Annotated in this window: 20 protein-coding genes and 1 riboswitch; of the genes, 14 read left to right on the top strand and 6 right to left on the bottom strand. The window is 43.6% G+C overall.

Annotated features, from left to right (window positions below; genetic code table 11):
• The 3 genes from CVD19_RS15640 (at position 1) to CVD19_RS15630 (ending at position 1,402) form a co-directional block, all read left to right on the top strand.
• Positions 1-522 (top strand): RNA polymerase sigma factor, encoded by a 522-nt coding sequence (locus CVD19_RS15640; protein WP_257985160.1) that lies wholly within the window; start codon positions 1-3, stop codon positions 520-522.
• 153 nt (positions 523-675) lie between these two features.
• Positions 676-1,101 carry a FosM family fosfomycin resistance protein gene (fosM, locus tag CVD19_RS15635; RefSeq protein WP_101583047.1) on the top strand — a complete coding sequence of 142 codons (426 nt, stop codon included), beginning with the start codon at positions 676-678 and terminating at the stop codon, positions 1,099-1,101.
• A gap of 85 nt (positions 1,102-1,186) precedes the next feature.
• A complete protein-coding gene (locus CVD19_RS15630) occupies positions 1,187-1,402 on the top strand; it encodes a hypothetical protein (RefSeq protein ID WP_101583045.1) in 216 nt (71 codons plus the stop codon).
• Between the two features lie 287 nt (positions 1,403-1,689).
• Here the strand turns inward: CVD19_RS15630 and CVD19_RS15625 are convergent, their stop codons facing one another.
• Both CVD19_RS15625 and CVD19_RS15620 read right to left on the bottom strand, forming a co-directional pair.
• Positions 1,690-2,595, bottom strand: a complete 906-nt coding sequence (locus tag CVD19_RS15625; protein ID WP_101583043.1) for a S66 peptidase family protein — start codon at positions 2,593-2,595, stop codon at positions 1,690-1,692.
• Positions 2,596-2,920: 325 nt separating this feature from the next.
• Positions 2,921-3,313 (bottom strand): C40 family peptidase, encoded by a 393-nt coding sequence (locus CVD19_RS15620; protein WP_180953653.1) that lies wholly within the window; start codon positions 3,311-3,313, stop codon positions 2,921-2,923.
• 432 nt (positions 3,314-3,745) lie between these two features.
• On the opposite strand from CVD19_RS15620, the gene CVD19_RS15615 reads away from it, so the two are divergent.
• On the top strand, positions 3,746-5,467 hold the full coding sequence (locus CVD19_RS15615) for an ABC transporter ATP-binding protein (RefSeq protein ID WP_101583038.1): 1,722 nt from the start codon (positions 3,746-3,748) through the stop codon (positions 5,465-5,467).
• Positions 5,468-5,728: 261 nt separating this feature from the next.
• Positions 5,729-5,977 carry a hypothetical protein gene (locus CVD19_RS15610; protein WP_101583036.1) on the top strand — a complete coding sequence of 83 codons (249 nt, stop codon included), beginning with the start codon at positions 5,729-5,731 and terminating at the stop codon, positions 5,975-5,977.
• A 33-nt stretch (positions 5,978-6,010) separates the two neighbouring features.
• Here CVD19_RS15610 and qoxD read toward each other — a convergent pair whose 3' ends face one another.
• From qoxD to qoxA, 4 genes are all read right to left on the bottom strand, one after another.
• Positions 6,011-6,292 carry a cytochrome aa3 quinol oxidase subunit IV gene (gene qoxD / locus CVD19_RS15605; protein WP_101583033.1) on the bottom strand — a complete coding sequence of 94 codons (282 nt, stop codon included), beginning with the start codon at positions 6,290-6,292 and terminating at the stop codon, positions 6,011-6,013.
• 1 nt (position 6,293) lies between these two features.
• Positions 6,294-6,890: a cytochrome aa3 quinol oxidase subunit III gene (gene qoxC, locus CVD19_RS15600; RefSeq protein ID WP_101583032.1), complete on the bottom strand. Its 597-nt coding sequence runs from the start codon at positions 6,888-6,890 to the stop codon at positions 6,294-6,296.
• On the bottom strand, positions 6,890-8,836 hold the full coding sequence (qoxB, locus tag CVD19_RS15595; protein ID WP_101583029.1) for a cytochrome aa3 quinol oxidase subunit I: 1,947 nt from the start codon (positions 8,834-8,836) through the stop codon (positions 6,890-6,892). Before qoxB ends, qoxC begins: the two co-directional genes overlap by 1 nt.
• 66 nt (positions 8,837-8,902) lie before the next feature.
• Positions 8,903-9,868 (bottom strand): cytochrome aa3 quinol oxidase subunit II, encoded by a 966-nt coding sequence (qoxA, locus tag CVD19_RS15590; RefSeq protein WP_101583026.1) that lies wholly within the window; start codon positions 9,866-9,868, stop codon positions 8,903-8,905.
• 522 nt (positions 9,869-10,390) lie between these two features.
• Positions 10,391-10,587, top strand: a riboswitch (FMN riboswitch).
• 152 nt (positions 10,588-10,739) lie between these two features.
• Between qoxA and ribD the strand changes: the two genes are divergently transcribed.
• From ribD to CVD19_RS15545, 9 genes are all read left to right on the top strand, one after another.
• Positions 10,740-11,834: a bifunctional diaminohydroxyphosphoribosylaminopyrimidine deaminase/5-amino-6-(5-phosphoribosylamino)uracil reductase RibD gene (ribD, locus tag CVD19_RS15585; protein WP_101583024.1), complete on the top strand. Its 1,095-nt coding sequence runs from the start codon at positions 10,740-10,742 to the stop codon at positions 11,832-11,834.
• A 1-nt stretch (position 11,835) separates the two neighbouring features.
• Entirely contained in the window at positions 11,836-12,495 is a 660-nt protein-coding gene (gene ribE, locus CVD19_RS15580) for a riboflavin synthase (RefSeq protein ID WP_101583021.1), read from the top strand.
• Positions 12,496-12,507: 12 nt separating this feature from the next.
• Positions 12,508-13,701, top strand: coding sequence for a bifunctional 3,4-dihydroxy-2-butanone-4-phosphate synthase/GTP cyclohydrolase II (locus CVD19_RS15575; protein ID WP_101583018.1), 1,194 nt, complete (start codon positions 12,508-12,510; stop codon positions 13,699-13,701).
• A gap of 67 nt (positions 13,702-13,768) precedes the next feature.
• Positions 13,769-14,239, top strand: coding sequence for a 6,7-dimethyl-8-ribityllumazine synthase (ribH, locus tag CVD19_RS15570; protein ID WP_101583016.1), 471 nt, complete (start codon positions 13,769-13,771; stop codon positions 14,237-14,239).
• A 76-nt stretch (positions 14,240-14,315) separates the two neighbouring features.
• The gene (locus CVD19_RS15565; protein WP_101583013.1) at positions 14,316-14,537 is read left to right on the top strand and encodes a hypothetical protein; all 222 of its coding nucleotides are present in this window, start codon (positions 14,316-14,318) and stop codon (positions 14,535-14,537) included.
• A 163-nt stretch (positions 14,538-14,700) separates the two neighbouring features.
• Positions 14,701-15,531 carry an STAS domain-containing protein gene (locus tag CVD19_RS15560; protein WP_257985159.1) on the top strand — a complete coding sequence of 277 codons (831 nt, stop codon included), beginning with the start codon at positions 14,701-14,703 and terminating at the stop codon, positions 15,529-15,531.
• A gap of 246 nt (positions 15,532-15,777) precedes the next feature.
• Complete coding sequence (locus CVD19_RS15555) at positions 15,778-16,521, top strand: Cof-type HAD-IIB family hydrolase (RefSeq protein WP_101583011.1); 744 nt, start codon at positions 15,778-15,780, stop codon at positions 16,519-16,521.
• A gap of 240 nt (positions 16,522-16,761) precedes the next feature.
• The gene (locus CVD19_RS15550; RefSeq protein ID WP_101583191.1) at positions 16,762-17,847 is read left to right on the top strand and encodes an FUSC family protein; all 1,086 of its coding nucleotides are present in this window, start codon (positions 16,762-16,764) and stop codon (positions 17,845-17,847) included.
• A 115-nt stretch (positions 17,848-17,962) separates the two neighbouring features.
• The gene (locus CVD19_RS15545) at positions 17,963-18,427 is read left to right on the top strand and encodes a hypothetical protein (RefSeq protein ID WP_101583010.1); all 465 of its coding nucleotides are present in this window, start codon (positions 17,963-17,965) and stop codon (positions 18,425-18,427) included.
• The last annotated feature ends 516 nt before the right edge of the window (positions 18,428-18,943 follow it).

The raw sequence follows: 18,943 nt of genomic DNA, 5'->3' as shown, positions 1-18,943 counted from the left end.
ATGGAGAGGACAATCGATTTTTCAGAGTTGTATTCCCTATATTATAAACGTCTATTTTGCATAGGCTATTCGATCACAAGGGATAAACATCAGGCAGAAGATGTCGTGCACGAAACTTTTATAAAAGCTTTTAAAAAAGCGGATACGATAGAAGATGAAAGCAAAGTGGGCGCCTGGCTGTCATCCATCGCTGCCAGGACCGCGATCGATTTTATCCGGAGGGAAAAGAAAAAGAAAGGGATACCGATGGAGGCTGCCATGATTGAATGTTTAGGCATCCAAATGACGCAAGACGTAGAAGAGGAGGTCGAAACAGGTTATTTAATGGGGCAAATCAATACTGTCATAAAAAGACTGACGCTCGAGCAGCAGGATGTGCTGATGTTAAAAATAAGGCATGGCTTAACAGAAGCGGAAATAGCCCGCCATCTTAACGTGAAGCCCTGTACAGTGAAAACAAGATTTTACAGGGCACGGAAAAAGCTAAAACATCTCTTTTTTCTTGAACAGAACACTGCTTGAAGTTGGAATATGCAATTAAAAATTATCGTGCAATAACTATTGAACCACATGCATCATTGATCTTTTATTCGCCGGATCAATGGTGCAGTTTGCGTTCGGGGGGAAGATCCGCTGTATAATGAAAATATTATGATTCTATTTTGAGGTGATATGATGAAAATAAAGGGTTTGAATCATTTTTTATTTTCAGTTTCAAATTTGGAGAGTTCTATAGAATTCTATCAAAATGTTTTTGATGCGAAGCTGCTGGTTAAGGGAAGGAGCACGGCGTATTTTGATTTGAATGGGATGTGGCTTGCCCTGAATGTGGAAGAGGACATCCCTCGTGCGGAAATTAGCCAATCGTACACCCACATCGCTTTTTCAATAGACGAAGCAGACTTTGATTGTATGTACAAGAAGCTAAAGGAATTGAATGTGAACATCCTTCCAGGCCGTGAAAGAGATGAAAAAGATAAAAAATCTGTATATTTTACAGATCCTGACGGGCATAAGTTTGAATTTCATACAGGTACATTGCAAGATAGATTAGAATATTATAAACATGAAAAGAAACATATGGAGTTTTTCGATTTGTAATCTTGATCCTAAATGAAAACAGTTGAATATATGGGGAATAATAACGGACGGTATTCGTATGAGAAAATGAAGGGAAGTTCGTTAGATGAAACAAATTTTCTGTTGTTTGGCTGTTTGCATGTTCTTGCTTACGTCATTCTCATTGGCGTCAGGAGAATCAACAGTAATCTTAAAGGAAGCATACGTCAAAAACGATACTTTATGGATGAAAATCGGAGAGAGCGAGAAAAGAATCTCGAAGGGAGATTCTGCTGGATATCCAAAGTGGTCATTTGATGTGAGCTGGGTTGCCTATCTTTAAAGGAGAAAAAAAGCTGACATTCCCCTGTATGAAGGCGAGCTTTGGCTTTACAACATCCATCAAGATAAACATATCAAAGTATCATCAAATATAACACCAAATTATCAATGGGCATCAGACAAAAATAGGATTGATTTTCAATCTAGAGACAAGTTGTATATCGCCGATGTTCGTTCATTAAATAGCATTGCTACTGTCGGCTCTGGAATTGCCAATTTTCATGGTTATAAGAACAGATTGGCAAATAGATGTAAATAAAGTATTACATATCCAAAAGAAACACTTTGTTATAACACAGTCAATGTGTTTTCTGTAGTATTGAGATTTACAGTGGCACCTATTGGGATAGCAGCTTTATACAAACCATGGCCTGTAGCAAGGTTGACCATCAGAGGTTTTCCTAACGGGATTAACAACTGATCAATTAAGTCTTGGTACGTTGTCCGATAAGAAACAAGGCAATCCGTACATTGTCCCATGATAATTCCAAGGCAATCCTGGAATTTACCGGACATCAACAGTTGCGTTAAATACCGAAAAATCGTTGTAGAAGGTGTATGGATTTCTTCTAAAAAGAGTATTTTTCCTTTTGTATCAATCTCATATGGAGTGCCAAGAGTATTGACTAATGAAGTCATATTGCCACCCGCTATTGGGCCAGTCACACTTCCTGGTACTAAACTCCTCAGAGGCATATCCGGTGGATTTTGGATTGTTCTGGGAGAAACCAATGTCGAGGTTGCCTCAAAGAATTGATTAAAATTATAAGCAGGTGTCTCTGGCCTGAAATCAATAAGCATCAGGCTATGGAACGTCATTAAATTACTGAATTGATACAAGCTATTCAGCAGTACTGTTATGTCACTATAACCAGATACAATTTTAGGGTTCTCTCTAATAACTTGATAATCCAGATACGGAAGAATGGTCTGAACCCCTGTCCCTCCTCGCGTTGGCATTATCATTTTGACTCTCGGATCCCTGAACATGTTCATTACATCTTCGGCTCTTTGCTCGGCCGGTGCAGCTACGATGCCTTCATATGAATAAACGTGCCTTCCGAAAATTACATTAAAGCCCAGATCTCTCAATGTTTGTGCTCTGGCATTAATAATATTTGCATCAAGAGGGCTGCCGGGTGTAACTAATCCAATCGTGTCTCCTCTTTTCAACAACGGTGGCCTTATTGCCATATTTTCTTCACCCCGTATCCTCAGTCCCTTGCCTGTGGCCTGGTGGTGGTATAATTGTTTTTCCGAAGCTGTTCCAAATACTGCTGCAAGGCACATTACTAATAAATATATGAAAAGATATTTATTTTATGATCAACTTATTAAATAAATATGTGGACAGTAGAGAGATGATTGTTTAAAGGAGAAAACCTCCAAGATAAGAATCAGTTTCATCGGAGGGGTTTCTAACCACACCGCGCTGACAAAAAAGGAATTAAATGGAAATTTACTGATTGTATTTATGAGAGAGTTTCCGGTACATTAGTAATATATTACTTACACTTTTTCATAAAACTCTCTTTGCACCAATAAATTTCGTATTCCAGTATGGTTCTAAATCTGAAACGGTAACCTTTTTTCCTTGGCGGTACGTATGAAGAATTTTATTGTTGCCAATATACAACGCCACATGCCCGACTTTATCAATCCCTTCTTTATCATTTCGTTTACTCGTCGTGAAGAAAAGCAAGTCGCCTTTTTTCATTTTTTTAAAAGGAACAAGTTTGCCTGCTTGAAATTGCTGGCGGGAATTTCTGGGGAGATTGATTCCATGGACATAAAATATATACTGAACAAATGAACTGCAATCAAAATTTTCTGTTTGATAAGGACGGGCATTAAAAACATATGGAGTGCCTATGAAGTCAAAACCTGTGGTTATTATTTTCTTTGCTAACATAACAAACCCTCTCTGAAGAAGCTTTTGATACATTATATTACTGGTGAATTGGATGGATTGGACGAGGTTCTTAGGGGAAACAAATTATTCTGTAACCCTTACATAAAATTCAAGCATATTAAAACCGGGCAGTCAGAGGATCAAATAATTAGATGCACCAAAAACTTTAATGCTGGCGAAGGCATTCGAACCTGATTTTAAAGATCATTAGTGTAAGTGAATTCGTCGCGAATGAAAAACGATTAGAGCAATAACCACTATAATGATTCATTGGGAGGGGAAACTATGGTGATGGTCAAGATTGCAGCCTTATTCAATTTTGCATTTGGATTATTTCACTTATTCTTTTGGAGATTAATTACACTGGAATGAGCAGCTCAAAGTTCAGCAAGTTCTCATGAAACAAAGTTTTATAGAAAAGGGGAAACACCTATGATTCGCAGGTTTCTTTCGTATTATGTTCCGCATAAAAAACTGTTCATGCTTGATTTTAGCAGCGCCATTGTTGTGGCAGTGCTTGAGCTGGCGTTTCCGCTGGCTGTCCAGTGGTTCATAGATTCGCTTTTGCCAAGTGAAAACTGGGAGGCAATTTTGTCTGTCAGTGCCGGCCTGCTTTGCCTGTACCTGCTCAGCACATTCCTGCAATATGTAGTCAACTATTGGGGGCATATGCTTGGCATCAACATTGAAACGGACATGCGCCGACAGTTGTTCACCCACGTCCAGCGCCAATCGTTCCGTTTCTTCGACAATACCAAAACTGGCCATATCATGAGCCGGATAACAAATGACTTGTTTGATATCGGAGAGCTGGCCCACCATGGCCCGGAGGACATGTTCATCGCCATAATGACGTTTGTCGGCGCCTTCTGGATCATGCTGACGGTTAATGTGAAGCTCGCAATTGTCACGATCCTGATTGTACCGTTTCTCATCTGGCTCATTACATACTGCAATATCAAAATGAATGGTGCCTGGAAAGAAATGTACAGTGATATCGCTGATGTGAACGCCAGGGTTGAAGACAGTGTTTCCGGCATTCGGGTAGTCCAGTCGTTCACAAACGAAAAGTTTGAGATTGAAAGATTTAATGTGAACAATCAAAAATTCCGGCTTGCGAAACTGGCAGCATATAAGATTATGTCGTTCAGCTCCTCGGGTATTTTTATGATGACAAGGCTGATGGTGCTGGTTGTCCTCGTCGTCGGCGCATGGCTGAGCTATAAAGGCGAGCTGTCATATGGGGAACTGGTCGGCTTTGTGCTCTACGTCAATGTCCTTTTCAAACCGATTGACAAAATCAGTGCCCTGCTGGAGCTGTATCCAAAAGGGATGGCAGGATTTAGAAGGTTTATCGAGCTGATAGATTCCGAGCCTGATTTACAAGACTCAGAGGATGCGATTCAAGTTCCATTCCTCCGCGGTGATATTTTATTTGAAGATGTCACTTTCAGCTATGATGCAAATAAGCCTGTCCTGGAAGGGATCGATTTGCGCATTGATGCAGGAGACACTGTGGCTTTTGTTGGCCCGTCGGGAGCGGGGAAAACCACAATTTGCTCACTGATCCCGCGTTTTTATGACGTTGACGCCGGCAGGATAACAATTGACGGAATCGATATCCGCGACATGACAAAGGAATCGTTGCGCTCCCAAATAGGTATCGTGCAGCAGGATGTTTTTTTGTTCACTGGCACAATAAAAGAAAACATGGCATATGGAAAATTGGATGCGAGCGACGAAGAAATCTACGAGGCCGCACACCGGGCGCACCTGGAGGCTTTTATTGATTCACTTCCTGAAGGCTATGAAACGCAGATTGGCGAGAGGGGGCTGAAGCTGTCTGGAGGGCAAAAGCAGCGGATTGCGATAGCGAGAATGTTTTTGAAAAACCCGCCGATTCTTATTTTGGACGAAGCAACATCCGCTCTTGATACAGAAACAGAGGTCATCATCCAGAATGCGCTCGCAGAGCTATCGAAAGACAGGACAACATTGATTATCGCTCATAGGCTGGCCACAATACGGAATGCCGACAGGATCGTCGTCGTTACCGAGGACGGAATCGCAGAAGAGGGCAGCCATGATGAATTGCTTAAAAAAGATGGAATTTTTGCCCAGCTGCACAGCGTCCAGTTCCAGCAAAAGATTTGACAAGGGGTTGCTTTGGCAGCTCCTTTTTTATAAATTTTTTGGCTGTATAAAGTGGAATGTTTGCGGAATTTTTGTTCGGTAAAATACACAAAATAAGTCAAGCAAAAACACCAATGAACTTCATTAAATTATAAATTTTGTGAACTTTTTGTGAATATTATGTGTAAATTCTGATTTGTTTTTGGTAAAATAAACATAAACATAAAAGTTTGACAATTTTGTGAACAGGATAAATACAATTAAAAAGGGGCTGATTTTGAAATGGCGTCGTCACATGGGAAATTCGTGAATGCGGTAAAGGTGGTTGGCAGCATTGTTTTGATTCTTGGAATTGCCATTTTTTTATTCGGTTATTTTGTAAGCGAATACAGTGCTCCTACAGGCATTGGCATTGGAACGATTATGGGGGCTGTTTTTATTTTTCTGATAGGCATGTTTTTTGCAGCGTCGGAAGAAATGCTTGAAAAAAGATATAAAGGAGTGAAAGTTACTCCATTGAAACAAAAATAAGGAGTGCCGTCATAGGCACTCCTTTTAGGTTTATTACATATCCCAGACCATTGCTAGCAATGTACCGAATATGGTTACTAACGCGACGAATACTCCATAGTAAACGCTCGTATAGATGGCGCCTTTATCCTTCGTTTCGCCAGCGTGCATGAATACAACCAGCTGAAGGCCGGCTTGTATGAATGCTGTTACAAGCAGGACAGTCATCCCGGACGCAAATGACATGTCCATGAAGTAAACCAGCAGGGCAGCGGCCGTCATCACTAAAGAAAACACAAACCCCATCACTTGTTTTGCAGGGAATAGTTCTTTCATGTTACATCATTCCTTTCAGGTAGATGAAGCTGAAGATGAAGATCCAGACAACATCCAGGAAGTGCCAGTAAAGCGAGAAAATGAATGATTTATTGGCTGTCTCTGGAGTCAATCCGCGTTTTTTCACTTGCAGGATGATGAATAGTCCCCAGAAAAGTCCAAGTGTAACGTGCGCTCCGTGTGTCCCAAGTGTTGTTAACAGGATAGAAGTAAACGCACTCGTCTGAAGCCCTGCTCCAATATGGACGTAGTGAACGAACTCGTAAATCTCAACGCTTAAGAACCCAAGGCCGAGAAGGAGCGTGATGCCGAAGAAGGCCATCATCGCTTTTTGCCTACCCAGGCGCATTGCATGGATGCCAAGGCCAATGGTAAAACTGCTCGTAAGAAGTACAAGGGTTTCAATCAGCACTGGAGTGATCTCAAAGATTTCTGCTCCAGTAGGCCCGCCAGCCGTACGGTCAACCAATGTGAAATAGGCAGCGAACAGTGTTCCGAAAAGCATGATTTCAGCACCAAGGAAAATCCAGAAACCCAGGATTTTTAAGCGATTTTCTTCAGTACCATATTCAAGCGGGAGCGAGCTATCTATTTTCATTATTTAGCACCTCGCAATTTTGTTTCAGTTTCTTCAATTTCTTCAACAGAAATGTAATGGCCGTGATCTTTTTCGAAAGACCGGTGGGCCATACAAGCAAATATGCCGATAGTTGTTAGAATCAACGGAATCCACAGGCCGAATACGAATGAAAAGCCCCATACAAAGAAAATGCAGCCCATGATAAACGGTAATCCGCTGTTATTTGGCATATGAATTTTTTCATATTGGTCTTTAAATAACACATGGCCTTTCTTCTTGTCATCCCAAAATGCTTCATTTGAATGCACCTGCGGCAATACGGCAAAGTTATATTCAGGCACCGGGGTATGTGTAGCCCACTCAAGAGTGCGGGCATCCCAAGGGTCGGAACTGATGTCTCGGGACGCATAACGGAAGCTGTAGTAAACATTATAGACGATCAATGCAAAACCAACTGCCATAATAGCGGCACCGATGAATGATACCATGTTCAATGGCCCAAATCCAGTTGATTCGGAATATGTGTACATACGGCGTGCCTGGCCATCCAGGCCGGTAATGTACATTGGCATAAAGGCGAGGACAAAGCCAATCGAAAGCAGCCAGACTGTCCATTTTCCGATTTTCTCATTCAACATAAAGCCGAACATTTTTGGCCAGTAGTAAGTGAGGCCGGCTAGCATGGCATACACTACACCTGGAATGATTACATTATGGAAGTGAGCTACAAGGAACATTGTATTATGGTACTGATAGTCAGCCGCTGACATGGCAAGCATGACCCCGGTAACACCGCCGATTGTGAATAGCGGGATGAAATGGATTGCGTAAAGCATTGGAGTCGTAAATTCAATTTTCCCTTTCCAAAGCGTAAACAGCCAGTTGAAAATTTTCACTCCGGTCGGAACGGCGATCGCCATAGTCGTGATCGAGAAGATGCTGTTGGTCAGCGGTCCCTGTCCCATTGTAAAGAAATGGTGCGCCCATACCAAGAATGAATAGGCTGCAATGATAACCATGGAAAAAACCATAGATTTATAACCATAAAGATTGCGGCGTGCAAAGGTTGAAATAACCTCGCTGTAAATACCGAATGCCGGCAGAATTAAGATATAAACTTCTGGATGTCCCCAAACCCAGAACAAGTTCGCCCAAAGCATGTCCATGCCGCCATTGTCCATTGAGAAGAAGTTAGTGCCGAACAGACGGTCCATCGTACCCATCGCCAGTGCCACTGTCAATACAGGGAAAGCAAAAACGATGATAATGTTCGCAACAAGGGATGACCATGTAAACATTGGCATTTTCATCAGAGTCATGCCAGGTGCCCTCATTTTAAGGATGGTAGTCGTAAAGTTGATGCCGGTCATTAATGTACCAATACCGGCAATTTGAATCGCAATCATGTAGTAATTCGTTCCTACAGAATGGCTGAATTCATTATCTGCAAGCGGGAAATAGGAAGTCCAGCCAGCATCAGGGGAGCCTCCAATGACGAAAGAAATGTTAAATAGCATAGCGCCAAAGAAGAACAGCCAGAAACTTAATGCATTCAACCGCGGGAACGCAACGTCACGGGCACCGATTTGTAAAGGTATGACCATATTCATGAAGGCCATGATGAATGGCATGGCCATAAACAGGATCATGACAACGCCGTGAGTTGAGAAAATCTCATTATAGTGCTGTGCATCCAGCAGTTTGTTATCAGGGGCGGCAAGCTGGGCGCGCAGCATAATCGCGTCGACACCACCGCGGAATAGCATCAGTAATGCGGAAAGCAGATACATAATACCGATACGTTTATGGTCCACTGTTGTTAACCATTCACGCCATAAATAACCCCATTTTTTAAAATAGGTCAATCCTGCGATGATCGCGATCATCGTAAGACCAATAGCCACCATTGATGCGTAAATCGCAGGGCTTGGGTGAGGTATGGCGAATCTTTCAAAAAATTCCATACTTTTGCGACTCCTCTCGGAAAATTTAATTCCAATGAAACTAGTTGTTATGAAACTTAAAATGTATTAATGGTTGTCATGTTCATCAGACTCATGTGATTCATGATCATGTTCTGAATGGTTGCCAGACTCATGTGATTCATGATCAGCATGTTCATGATCTGAATGTTCGTCCGAACCATCTGATCCATGGTCATGTCCGCCATTAGCAGCTGATGGCGGTGGGCTGAATTCTAAATGGGTTCCAATGTAGGTTGACTTACCAAGATGTCCTGGCTCCAGAAGTTCATCAAATTTTTCCTCTGTCAAAGGCTTGGCAGTTTCTTTCACTTCTTTTACCCATTCGTCAAATTCTGCTTGAGGCATTGCCTTAACGTCAAACGTATTTTCAGCTGTTCCTTTACCGCTGAAGTTTGCATTTCGTCCAAAATATTCTCCAGGGACGTCAGCTGCAAGGTGTAACGTGGTGACCATGTCGCTCATTGCATATTTTTGTCCTCCAAGCTGAGGGATCCAGAAGCTTGTAATAGGCCCATGTGAATAAAGTTTAAATTCAAGGGCGCGGTCCGTTGGGATGTACAGATAGTTAACTGTCTCAATTCCTTCTTCCGGGTAGCTGAAATGCCATTTCCAGTTAGACGATGAAGCATAAACCACCAACGGTTTTTTATCTTCATAGCCTTTTGGTGTTGCCTCAACTTCATAGTTGGATTTAACAGACACAATGGAAAGGAAAGCGACGATCAGAATCGGGATCCCGATACAAATTGCTTCAACAAGCGCACTTCCTTCGATGTGAGGCGGCTCATAATCTTTGCTTTGTTTAGAAGCGCGATATTTAATCAACATAAATATTAAGATTCCAAAGACAGCAAGGACGATAAATGACATGATGTAAATGGATAACATGATGTCATCAGCTTGCGTTTTAGCCATTGGCCCTTTTGGATCCAGTACCATTAAAGGTTCACAGCCTGTCAATGCTGTGAGGATGGTAAAAATCGCCGCAAGAAAACCCCATTTTAACTTCATAAAAGTACCCCTTTCTTTAATGGACCCGTGTTGTTCCTTCACATTCGGGTCTAGAATCATTTTTTTGCTCATATGTTCGTGAGTCAGAAAATATTGTGAAAGCGATTTGTAAAACACTAGGGAACGATGCTCAAATATTCACAAACTTTCCAAAAATAAAGCCGATTTGGCAAAAAGCTAAACAAATCGACAAATAAAAGAACAATAGAGTGAGGTTTCCACTACGCTTATGATGATAACATAAAGTAGCAGTAAAATTTGTGACAAAATTGTTAAGGAATAAACTGGCTGTTGCTATTTTACCAGCGTTGACCTATCAAAAGCTACTATAATAGTATAACAAATAAATATGTGTTAAGGAAATTTCCCGTTTTTGCCTTCTGTATAGGGATAAAAGGAGTCAAGTGGAGGTGGCTTGTCTTCGTTTTTTGTAAAATAACAGTCAATTTTGCTATTTTATAATAATATAAATCTTTAAATTTCACTTTATACACCGGATTAGTTATAATCATATCTAATATCATATTCCTTCGGGGTCGGGTGCAATTCCCAACCGGCGGTGATGAAGCGAATGCTTCTTAGTCCGTGACCCGGTTAACTGGCATTATCCTGCTGTGGCGGACGTGTTGTCCAAGCTGCGGATGTTATTTGCCTGTTAAACGGTGGATCTGGTGGAACTCCAGGGCCGACAGTGAAAGTCTGGATGGGAGAAGGAAAATATAAGCAAAAAAATGCGGGTTTGTCATTGGGGGAAGTATGCCCTCTTCTAACCCTTATTTGAATATGTATTCAATTTGCTTACATTCGAGGGCCCTGAAGGATAATGATCTTTTGGGGTCCTTTTTTGTTGGGATTGGGAAGGAGAATGAAGATGAATGATCAAGACTACATGAAGCTTGCCTTGCAGCTGGCAAAGGGAACTGCAGGACAGACATCACCCAATCCGGTTGTCGGTGCTGTACTTGTCAAAAATCATCAAATTGTGGGAATGGGTGCCCATCTAAAGGCTGGGGATCCACATGCTGAAGTCCATGCGGTGCGGATGGCGGCAGAAAACGCCGAAGGCGCCACGCTTTATGTGACACTGGAGCCATGCAGCCACTATGGAAGGACTCCTCCGTGCGCCGACCTGGTCATCAATTCCGGAATTAAACGGGTAGTCATAGCAACAGCCGACCCGAACCCTGAGGTGGCGGGAAAGGGACTCGAAAAGCTGGAGCGCGCAGGTCTGGCAGTCGAGGTCGGTCTGCTTGGACAGGAAGCAGCTGAATTAAATCGTGTCTTTTTCCACTACATAAAGACGGGTCTTCCATATGTAACGCTGAAGTCAGCAGTCACGCTTGATGGGAAGACGGCAACGGCCACAGGTGACAGCAAGTGGATCACTAGTGAACCAGCACGTGAAGATGTCCACCAGTTCCGCCACCGGCATGATGCGATCCTGGTTGGAGTCAACACCATTATAAAGGACAATCCCAGCCTTACAACCAGGTTGGGGGGCGGTGGCAAAAATCCAGTGAGGGTTATTTTGGATTCACGGCTCCGCACGCCCCTGGACTCACACTTCGTTACGGATGGACAGGCTCCTGTGTGGATTATGACAGGTAATATTATTGATCCTCGCCTAAAAAAAGCTTTTATCGACAAAGGGGTTGTCATCATTAAACTTGATTCTGAAGAAGTCGAGGTGCCCGCCGTACTGGCACAGCTGGGCCAACGGGGGATAACTTCTCTCTATGTAGAGGGCGGGGCCGAGGTCCATGGCAGTTTTTTGAAAAACAACGCGTTCGATCAAGTCGTTACCTACATTGCCCCAAAGCTGCTGGGGGGCAGGGAGGCACCTGGCTCCTTTGGCGGAGAGGGGATCAGCAGGATGAGCGATGCGGTTGGGCTTGAAATAGTTGACGTGACTAAACTGGGCGGTGACATCAGAGTCATTGCCAGGAAAACGCAAGGAGAGGCTTGATATGTTTACAGGTATTATTGAAGAAACAGGGGTTATTTCTAATATCAGCCAGACGGGTGACGCAATTGTAATGGCAATTAATGCCCGTAAAATTCTGGAGGATGTCCATTTCGGTGACAGCATTTCAGTAAATGGAGTATGCCTCACTGTGACGTCGTTTACTAAAGGTCAATTCACTGTCGACATTATGCCTGAGACTGTGAAGGCAACGAGCCTCAGCCAGCTGAAGCGGGGATCACGAGTCAATCTTGAACGGGCCATGGCTTCCGGGGGCAGGTTTGGCGGCCATTTCGTCACAGGGCATGTCGATGGAACAGGGGTTATTGTATCCAGGAAACAGGTAGAAAATGCTGTCTATTATGAAATCGAAACCTCCCCGGATATCATGAGATACATCGTGTTGAAAGGTTCGGTGGCCGTGGACGGGACGAGCTTGACCGTATTTGGCGTTTCGGACAAAAGGTTTACGTTGTCGCTCATTCCCCATACACTCTCGGAAACCATTCTTGGCTCAAAAGGCTCAGGGGATATTGTGAATATAGAATGTGACATGATCGGCAAATATGTGGGCCATTTTCTCTACAGCCGGACGGCGAGACCGGACGCCACTCAAAAATCGAATTTATCAGAGGCATTTTTAAAGGACAATGGATTTATATAAGGAGAGATGGATATGTTCGATGTTATCGAAGATGCGATAACGGATTTAAGGGACGGGAAGATCATCATTGTATGTGACGATGAAGACCGCGAGAATGAAGGAGATTTCATTGCGCTTGCTGACAAGGCTGAACCTGAGGTCATCAATTTTATGGTTACACACGGCAGGGGGCTTGTCTGTGTGCCGATTGAACAGGAGCTTGCCGAAAGGCTTGAGCTTGGCCCGATGGCGAGCCTCAACACTGATCCCCACGGCACTGCGTTCACCGTCAGTGTTGACCATAAATTTTCAACAACAGGAATTTCGGCGCACGAGCGTGCTGCGACAATCAGGGAATTAATCAGCCCCGACTCAATTGCGTCCGATTTCAAAAGGCCTGGGCATATTTTTCCACTTGTTGCGAAGGCTGGCGGCGTCCTGCGAAGGGCTGGACACACTGAGGCGGCAGTTGACCTTGCCAAATTGAGCGGTGCAACTCCGGCAGGCATCATCTGTGAAATCATGAATGAAGACGGAACGATGGCCCGAGTGCCTGAATTGAGAAGAATAGCTAACCAATTCGATTTAAAAATGATTACAATAAAGGACTTGATCCAGTACCGGAACCGTACAGACAAGCTGGTGAAACGGGAAGTGGAGATAAAGCTTCCGACTGAATATGGGGATTTCAAAGCGGTTGGATACTCCAATGTTGTCGATGGCAAAGAGCATGTCGCATTGGTTAAAGGTGATATCGATCCGGATGTGCCAGTGATGGTGCGCGTCCATTCAGAATGCCTGACCGGCGATGTATTTGGATCTTACCGGTGTGATTGCGGACCCCAGCTTCATTCCGCTTTAAGGCAGATAGAGGAAGCAGGCCAGGGCGTCCTCCTCTACATGAGGCAGGAAGGGCGCGGGATTGGCCTGTTGAATAAAATGCGGGCTTACAAGCTGCAGGAGGAAGGCTTTGACACAGTTGAGGCCAATGAAAAGCTTGGGTTCAAGGCGGACCTGAGAGAATACGGGATTGGTGCGCAAATATTGAAAGATCTAGAAATTTCAAAAATCCGGCTTTTGACCAATAATCCGCGTAAAATCACCGGGCTCAAGGGCTATGGACTGGAAGTCGTCGAACGTGTACCGATCCAGATGGCAGCACGGGTAGATAACGAACATTATTTGAAGACAAAATTTGAAAAACTGGGGCACTTGCTTCATCTTTAACAAAACTTAAAAAACTGGGGCACTTGCTTCACTTTAAATAAAAAGAAAATTCAGGAGGGCAAACAAAATGGGAAACATTTATGAGGGGAATTTGGTTGGATCAGGATTAAGAGTGGCGGTTGTGGTCGGCCGTTTCAATGAATTCATTACTGGAAAGCTGCTTGGCGGCGCACAGGATGCGTTAAAGAGGCATGGTGTAAGTGAAGAAGATATCGACATTGCATGGGTGCCAGGTGCATTTGAAATCCCGCTGGTCGCACAGAGGCTGGCAAGCAGCAAAAAGTATGACGCAATCATTACATTAGGAACAGTGATCCGTGGATCAACCCCGCATTTTGATTATGTCTGCAATGAAACAGCAAAGGGGGTTTCAGCAGCATCCCTGAATTCCGGAATACCAGTCATTTTTGGCATATTGACGACTGAAACAATTGAACAGGCGATCGAAAGGGCCGGCACAAAAGCAGGCAACAAAGGCTGGGATGCCGCTGTTTCAGCTATCGAGATGGCAAACCTTTGCAAGAGCATCCATCTATAATATTTATGCATTCATATATTAATGAAGAATGAGAAACGATAATACCATCACAGCCAAAAGAAGGGATGGTATTATCTTGAGAAATTATCGATATTTGCTGAAAGATCAATTCGACGCAAACATCATTGCAGATGACCTGCGGCTTCAGCTCGCGATCTACCGGTTCGAAAATACAAGTGTTACCTCGATTCCGAACCGTAATGAGGTGATTGTTCAAATACCCGATGCCAATGGTACTGCCGAGGAAGCTGTTGAAAGCTTCATGGCAAACTATCACACGACTAAAATGCTGGAATGACTTCATGAAGCCTGCTGAATTCGGCAGGCTTTTATCTTTGACCCATTACAGTGCAGTCGTTTGTTTCCCCTGTTGGTTATAATTTGATTTAATGAAATTGTTTCCGCTAAAATAGATTGGACAAAAAGAAAAAACATTCAGTAGCATAAAGGACGTGTAAAGTTTGAGCTCAATATCTGCTGTTGCAGGCTATCTTAAAGAACATGCCCCTGAATTAGCCATTCAAATTACAGAAGAAATTATCCGGAAACTTGAAATGGATATACCCGCTTCCGACATTGCCAGAGCAAAGCAAGTGTACGCCGAGTTCCTGGGATTTTTAGGTGAATCACTCATGGGAAATGGAAAACAAGATCCAGAGGGCCTGGTAGAATGGAGCAGGGCCAATGGTGAGCGAGAAGCGGCCCGGGGGGGAAGAATTTCTGATGTCATTACTCGCTATCCCGCGACCCGTTTGGTATTTGTCGATAAGATCTCAGAGGTGTGGAAACTGCATGATTTAACTGCTGATGACATGTTATGGCTTAATAAGCGGCTCAACTATATGCTTGATTTAAGCGTGAACGAAACGATTTTCGCTTTTGAACGCCAGACAGAAAAGACGATCAAAAGGACGCAACAAGAGGTTATGGAATTATCGGCACCAGTAGTCCCGATCCAGGACGGACTTGCCGTTCTGCCACTTGTTGGGTCGATAGATTATGACCGGGCGAGCCTAATCCTTGAGAAGGCCGTTCCAAAGGTAGCCCAGCTCAAGACAGAATGCTTGATCATTGATTTTTCCGGAATCATCACGATTGACGAAACTGTTGCCAAGCATATTTTTGATATCCATAACGTGCTGCGTTTGTTAGGGATCAATTCGATTGCTACAGGTCTGAGGGCGGAAGTCGCTCAAACTGCGGTGCAGCAGGGAATCGACTTTTCGTCGATCAAGACGTTTGCTACAGTGAGGCAAGCAATCGAAAGCTTGAACCTTAATGTCAACCAGTAAAATTAACATTATTCACATATAAATGAGTGGAACGCTTGGATGAATAGATAGATCCAGGCGTTTTAGTGGTTTATTTATTGTGCTGCGGATACGCATTGGAATTGTATCTGCTCAATTTGGATATTAATCACTTGGCTAGAGAGTGGATGCGGGCGATCATTAAGTCCCTGCTTTAGCAGAATTCGTCAAGTTATGATATTTTAACTATAGACATTATAGATTGTTACTTAATCGGGAGGTACTGTTGTGGAAAAACATTTGGCAGACGTAAAATTGATAGCACTTGATATGGATGGAACTCTTCTTAATGATCATCACGAAGTTTCTGAAGAGAACAAGTCAGCCATCAAAGAGGCAGAGGCAAAAGGGGCCACTGTCGTACTCAGTACAGGCCGAAGCCTGAATACTTGCCGTGATTACGCCGTATCCCTTGAGCTCTCTTCATACTTGGTTACCGTGAATGGAAGCGAGATTTGGGGCCCGTCAGGTGAGCTGGTAGAACGAAATCAGGTCAGTACAGACCATATGCAATGGATGTGGGATCTTTCAAAAGAACATAAAACAGGGTTCTGGGCGATCAGTACAGATGGCACCTGGCACGATGAGATGCCAGAGGATTTCCATGGAAAGCAGTGGCTGAAATTCGGTTTCAATATCGAAGACGATTTGATACGGGAGAAAATCATGAACGATCTTTCGGCACGGCAGGCATTTGAAATAAGCAATTCCAGCCCGGTCAACATAGAAGTGAACGCGATTGGGATTAATAAGGCAAAAGGGCTGCGGAATGTATGCGAATTGCTTGGCATCTCGATGGACAATGTAATGGCTGTAGGCGACAGCCTGAATGATATGGCAATGATCAAAGAAGCAGGGCTCGGGATCGCGATGGGTAATGCGCAGCCAGCAGTAAAGGAAGCAGCCGATTGGGTAACTGGGACGAACAATGAGAGTGGAGTTGCTCAAGCAATCAGGAAATGGGTACTGTAGTACTGCACGCAGACCAGGCACGCAGCACGGGCTTCCCGCTGCTTATTAAGATGCGGATAACTCAATGGGTACTATCATTAATCGTCGAATAGAATAAATCCGAACACAACCGACCTGGCATTCCTGTGAAGCACGACCCTTTTCGGTTGGACGTGTTTGTTTCCCAAACGGCAATTTAGGCAAAAATATGAGCAGCCAATTTTGGATGATGTTTTGTAAGGAATGGAGGACAGGCTTTTGGTGACTCTTGGCCCCCGTATATTAAAAACAGGCTTGGCAGTTGTGCTGGCATTATATATCACTCAATGGCTGGGACTGGAAAAGCCAGTGTTTGCGGGCGTCGCAGCCACTTTTACAATCCAGCCGTCAATATACCGGTCATGGAAACAGGTTCTGGAACAAGTGCAGGCAAATGTTTTGGGAGCTGCAATCGCCTTGGCATCGATTTATGTTTTTGGTAATAGCCCGATCATCATTGGCCTAGTCATGATCATCGTTATTTTGGTATGTTTAAAGCTTAACATGGAGGGTGCAATCTCCCTGACGTTAATTACAGTCCTGGTGATGATGAGCGCTCCTGCCTATGAAGGGCTCCTGGCTGCAGCAGAAAAGCTGGTTGTGGTCCTGGTGGGCATGGGTTCTGCGTTCCTGGTAAATATCCTTGTGGCGCCTCCAAATTATAAAGAGAACTTTATGGAGAAAGCTGAATCAACGTTCCGGAATATGTCCCTGCTGCTGCGTACTGCAATTTCAAATGAAATGGTGGAAAAATCATTCAGGGAACAATGGGACAAGCTGAGAAGCGATATATCAAGAATGGAAGATTTGTATAAGATCCTTGATGAAGAACGCGAAAAAATTTCGAAACTGAAGCCATTGGACGTCCGTGAAATTGTCGTGTTCAAACAGATGCTTACCTGCCTGCAACAGGGGCTCGAGCTATTAGATATAATAGAGGACCATTTTTTCCAGACCAATCCTGATGAGGAAGCGAGCCTGCTGTTTGACCGCCAGCTGGAGCAATTGATTTCCTACCACGAAATGATCCTGCTGAAATTTGATGGCAAAATCAAGGCCAACCAGCCAGGTAATGAGGACGAAATGATCCAGGACAGCGGCTCATTTCTGGAAGAAGTTATGGAGGCATATCGGGCGGACCAGGGAGAAAAGCTTCGTCTGGTCGTCATCGGGTCGATTATTTTTGACTACGCTTTCCAATTGGGCAGGTTGAATCATTTGATTGACCAATATATTAAAAAGAAAAGAACCAGTGAAAAGCGGGATACTGTCACACGCAGGTTATTCAAGCTTTTGCCGAAAAAATGAAGGACAAACACATGGATCTTGCGAATTGGCAAATAATGCAGTCTCGCCACAACCCCCAAAAACCATCAATGATTTCGTATAATTATATATGGGAATACTTATTTGGAGGCGAACAATGTTACAGGATGTAAAAAATACAGCGGCTGCCCCCAGCTCCGGACCGAACGGAAAGATGGAGGCATTTAAAGGATTCTTCGTTAAGCTGAAAACGGACAAGATGAATGATTTCAGGCAAAAAAGGGATACATACAAAACCACAATTTCACAAATAAAACATTCCCTGAAAACAGTCGAAGGCGTGTTCCTCTGGGAAGTAAACCGCAAGCTAAACCGTCTTGCCAGATCAGGAATACCACAAAAGCACCTTGACACCGGCAAAATCACGATCGTCCTGTCAAGGAAAAAGACCAGCGAGCCTGTTACAGAAGGGCAAAAGTCCCGTATTGAAAAAATGGTCGATGAGCTTGAAGGCTTTGAAAATCTGCGGCTCAGTGAATTTTATACCTATAAACCAGTTTATTTGGAAAAAAAGCAGTTTAATGGCATCATGAGATGGATCGAAATTGAAATATCGGCATGAACGACAAAAGCCTCCTGTAGCGTACACAGGGGGCTTTTGTTTTCTTGTATTTAATAGATGTGGCATGGAGCACATCGTAGAACCTTTCTAATCAACGTAATGAAGCGACTGAACTGTGTTTAACCTGCTAGTATCTTTCCATTGGTCATTATCGAGGAATTCGGCAGCCTAAATCGGTTAGAATCGCTCTATTGGACAAAACAGACGGATTCCCTGTGCAAAAAGTCGATTAGAACCGATCTATTCGACCAGATAATTGGCTTAAAGCCATGTCCCTCCAATACGATTTCTCCCTCTCAGCCACGGCGCAGCATTCCCTGCCAAAATCATGAAGTGCGCAGTTGATGTCGTTTAATATGTCATCCGGCAACTCACAGCTTAGTTTAGTTTGAATGAAGTAAATCAGTTTATTGACATATGGAAGATGGGATTTCATGGTTTATCCTTTCGTGTTCATAATGATACAGTTAGCTTTGCCCTTTCCATTCATTGGCATAACCTAAAAGGAAACAAAGT

The sequence above is a fragment of the Bacillus sp. T33-2 genome (assembly GCF_002860205.1).
Classification (GTDB): domain Bacteria; phylum Bacillota; class Bacilli; order Bacillales; family Cytobacillaceae; genus T33-2.
Note: the sequence above shows the minus strand (reverse complement) of the source record. Positions and strands in the feature narration are given on the sequence as shown.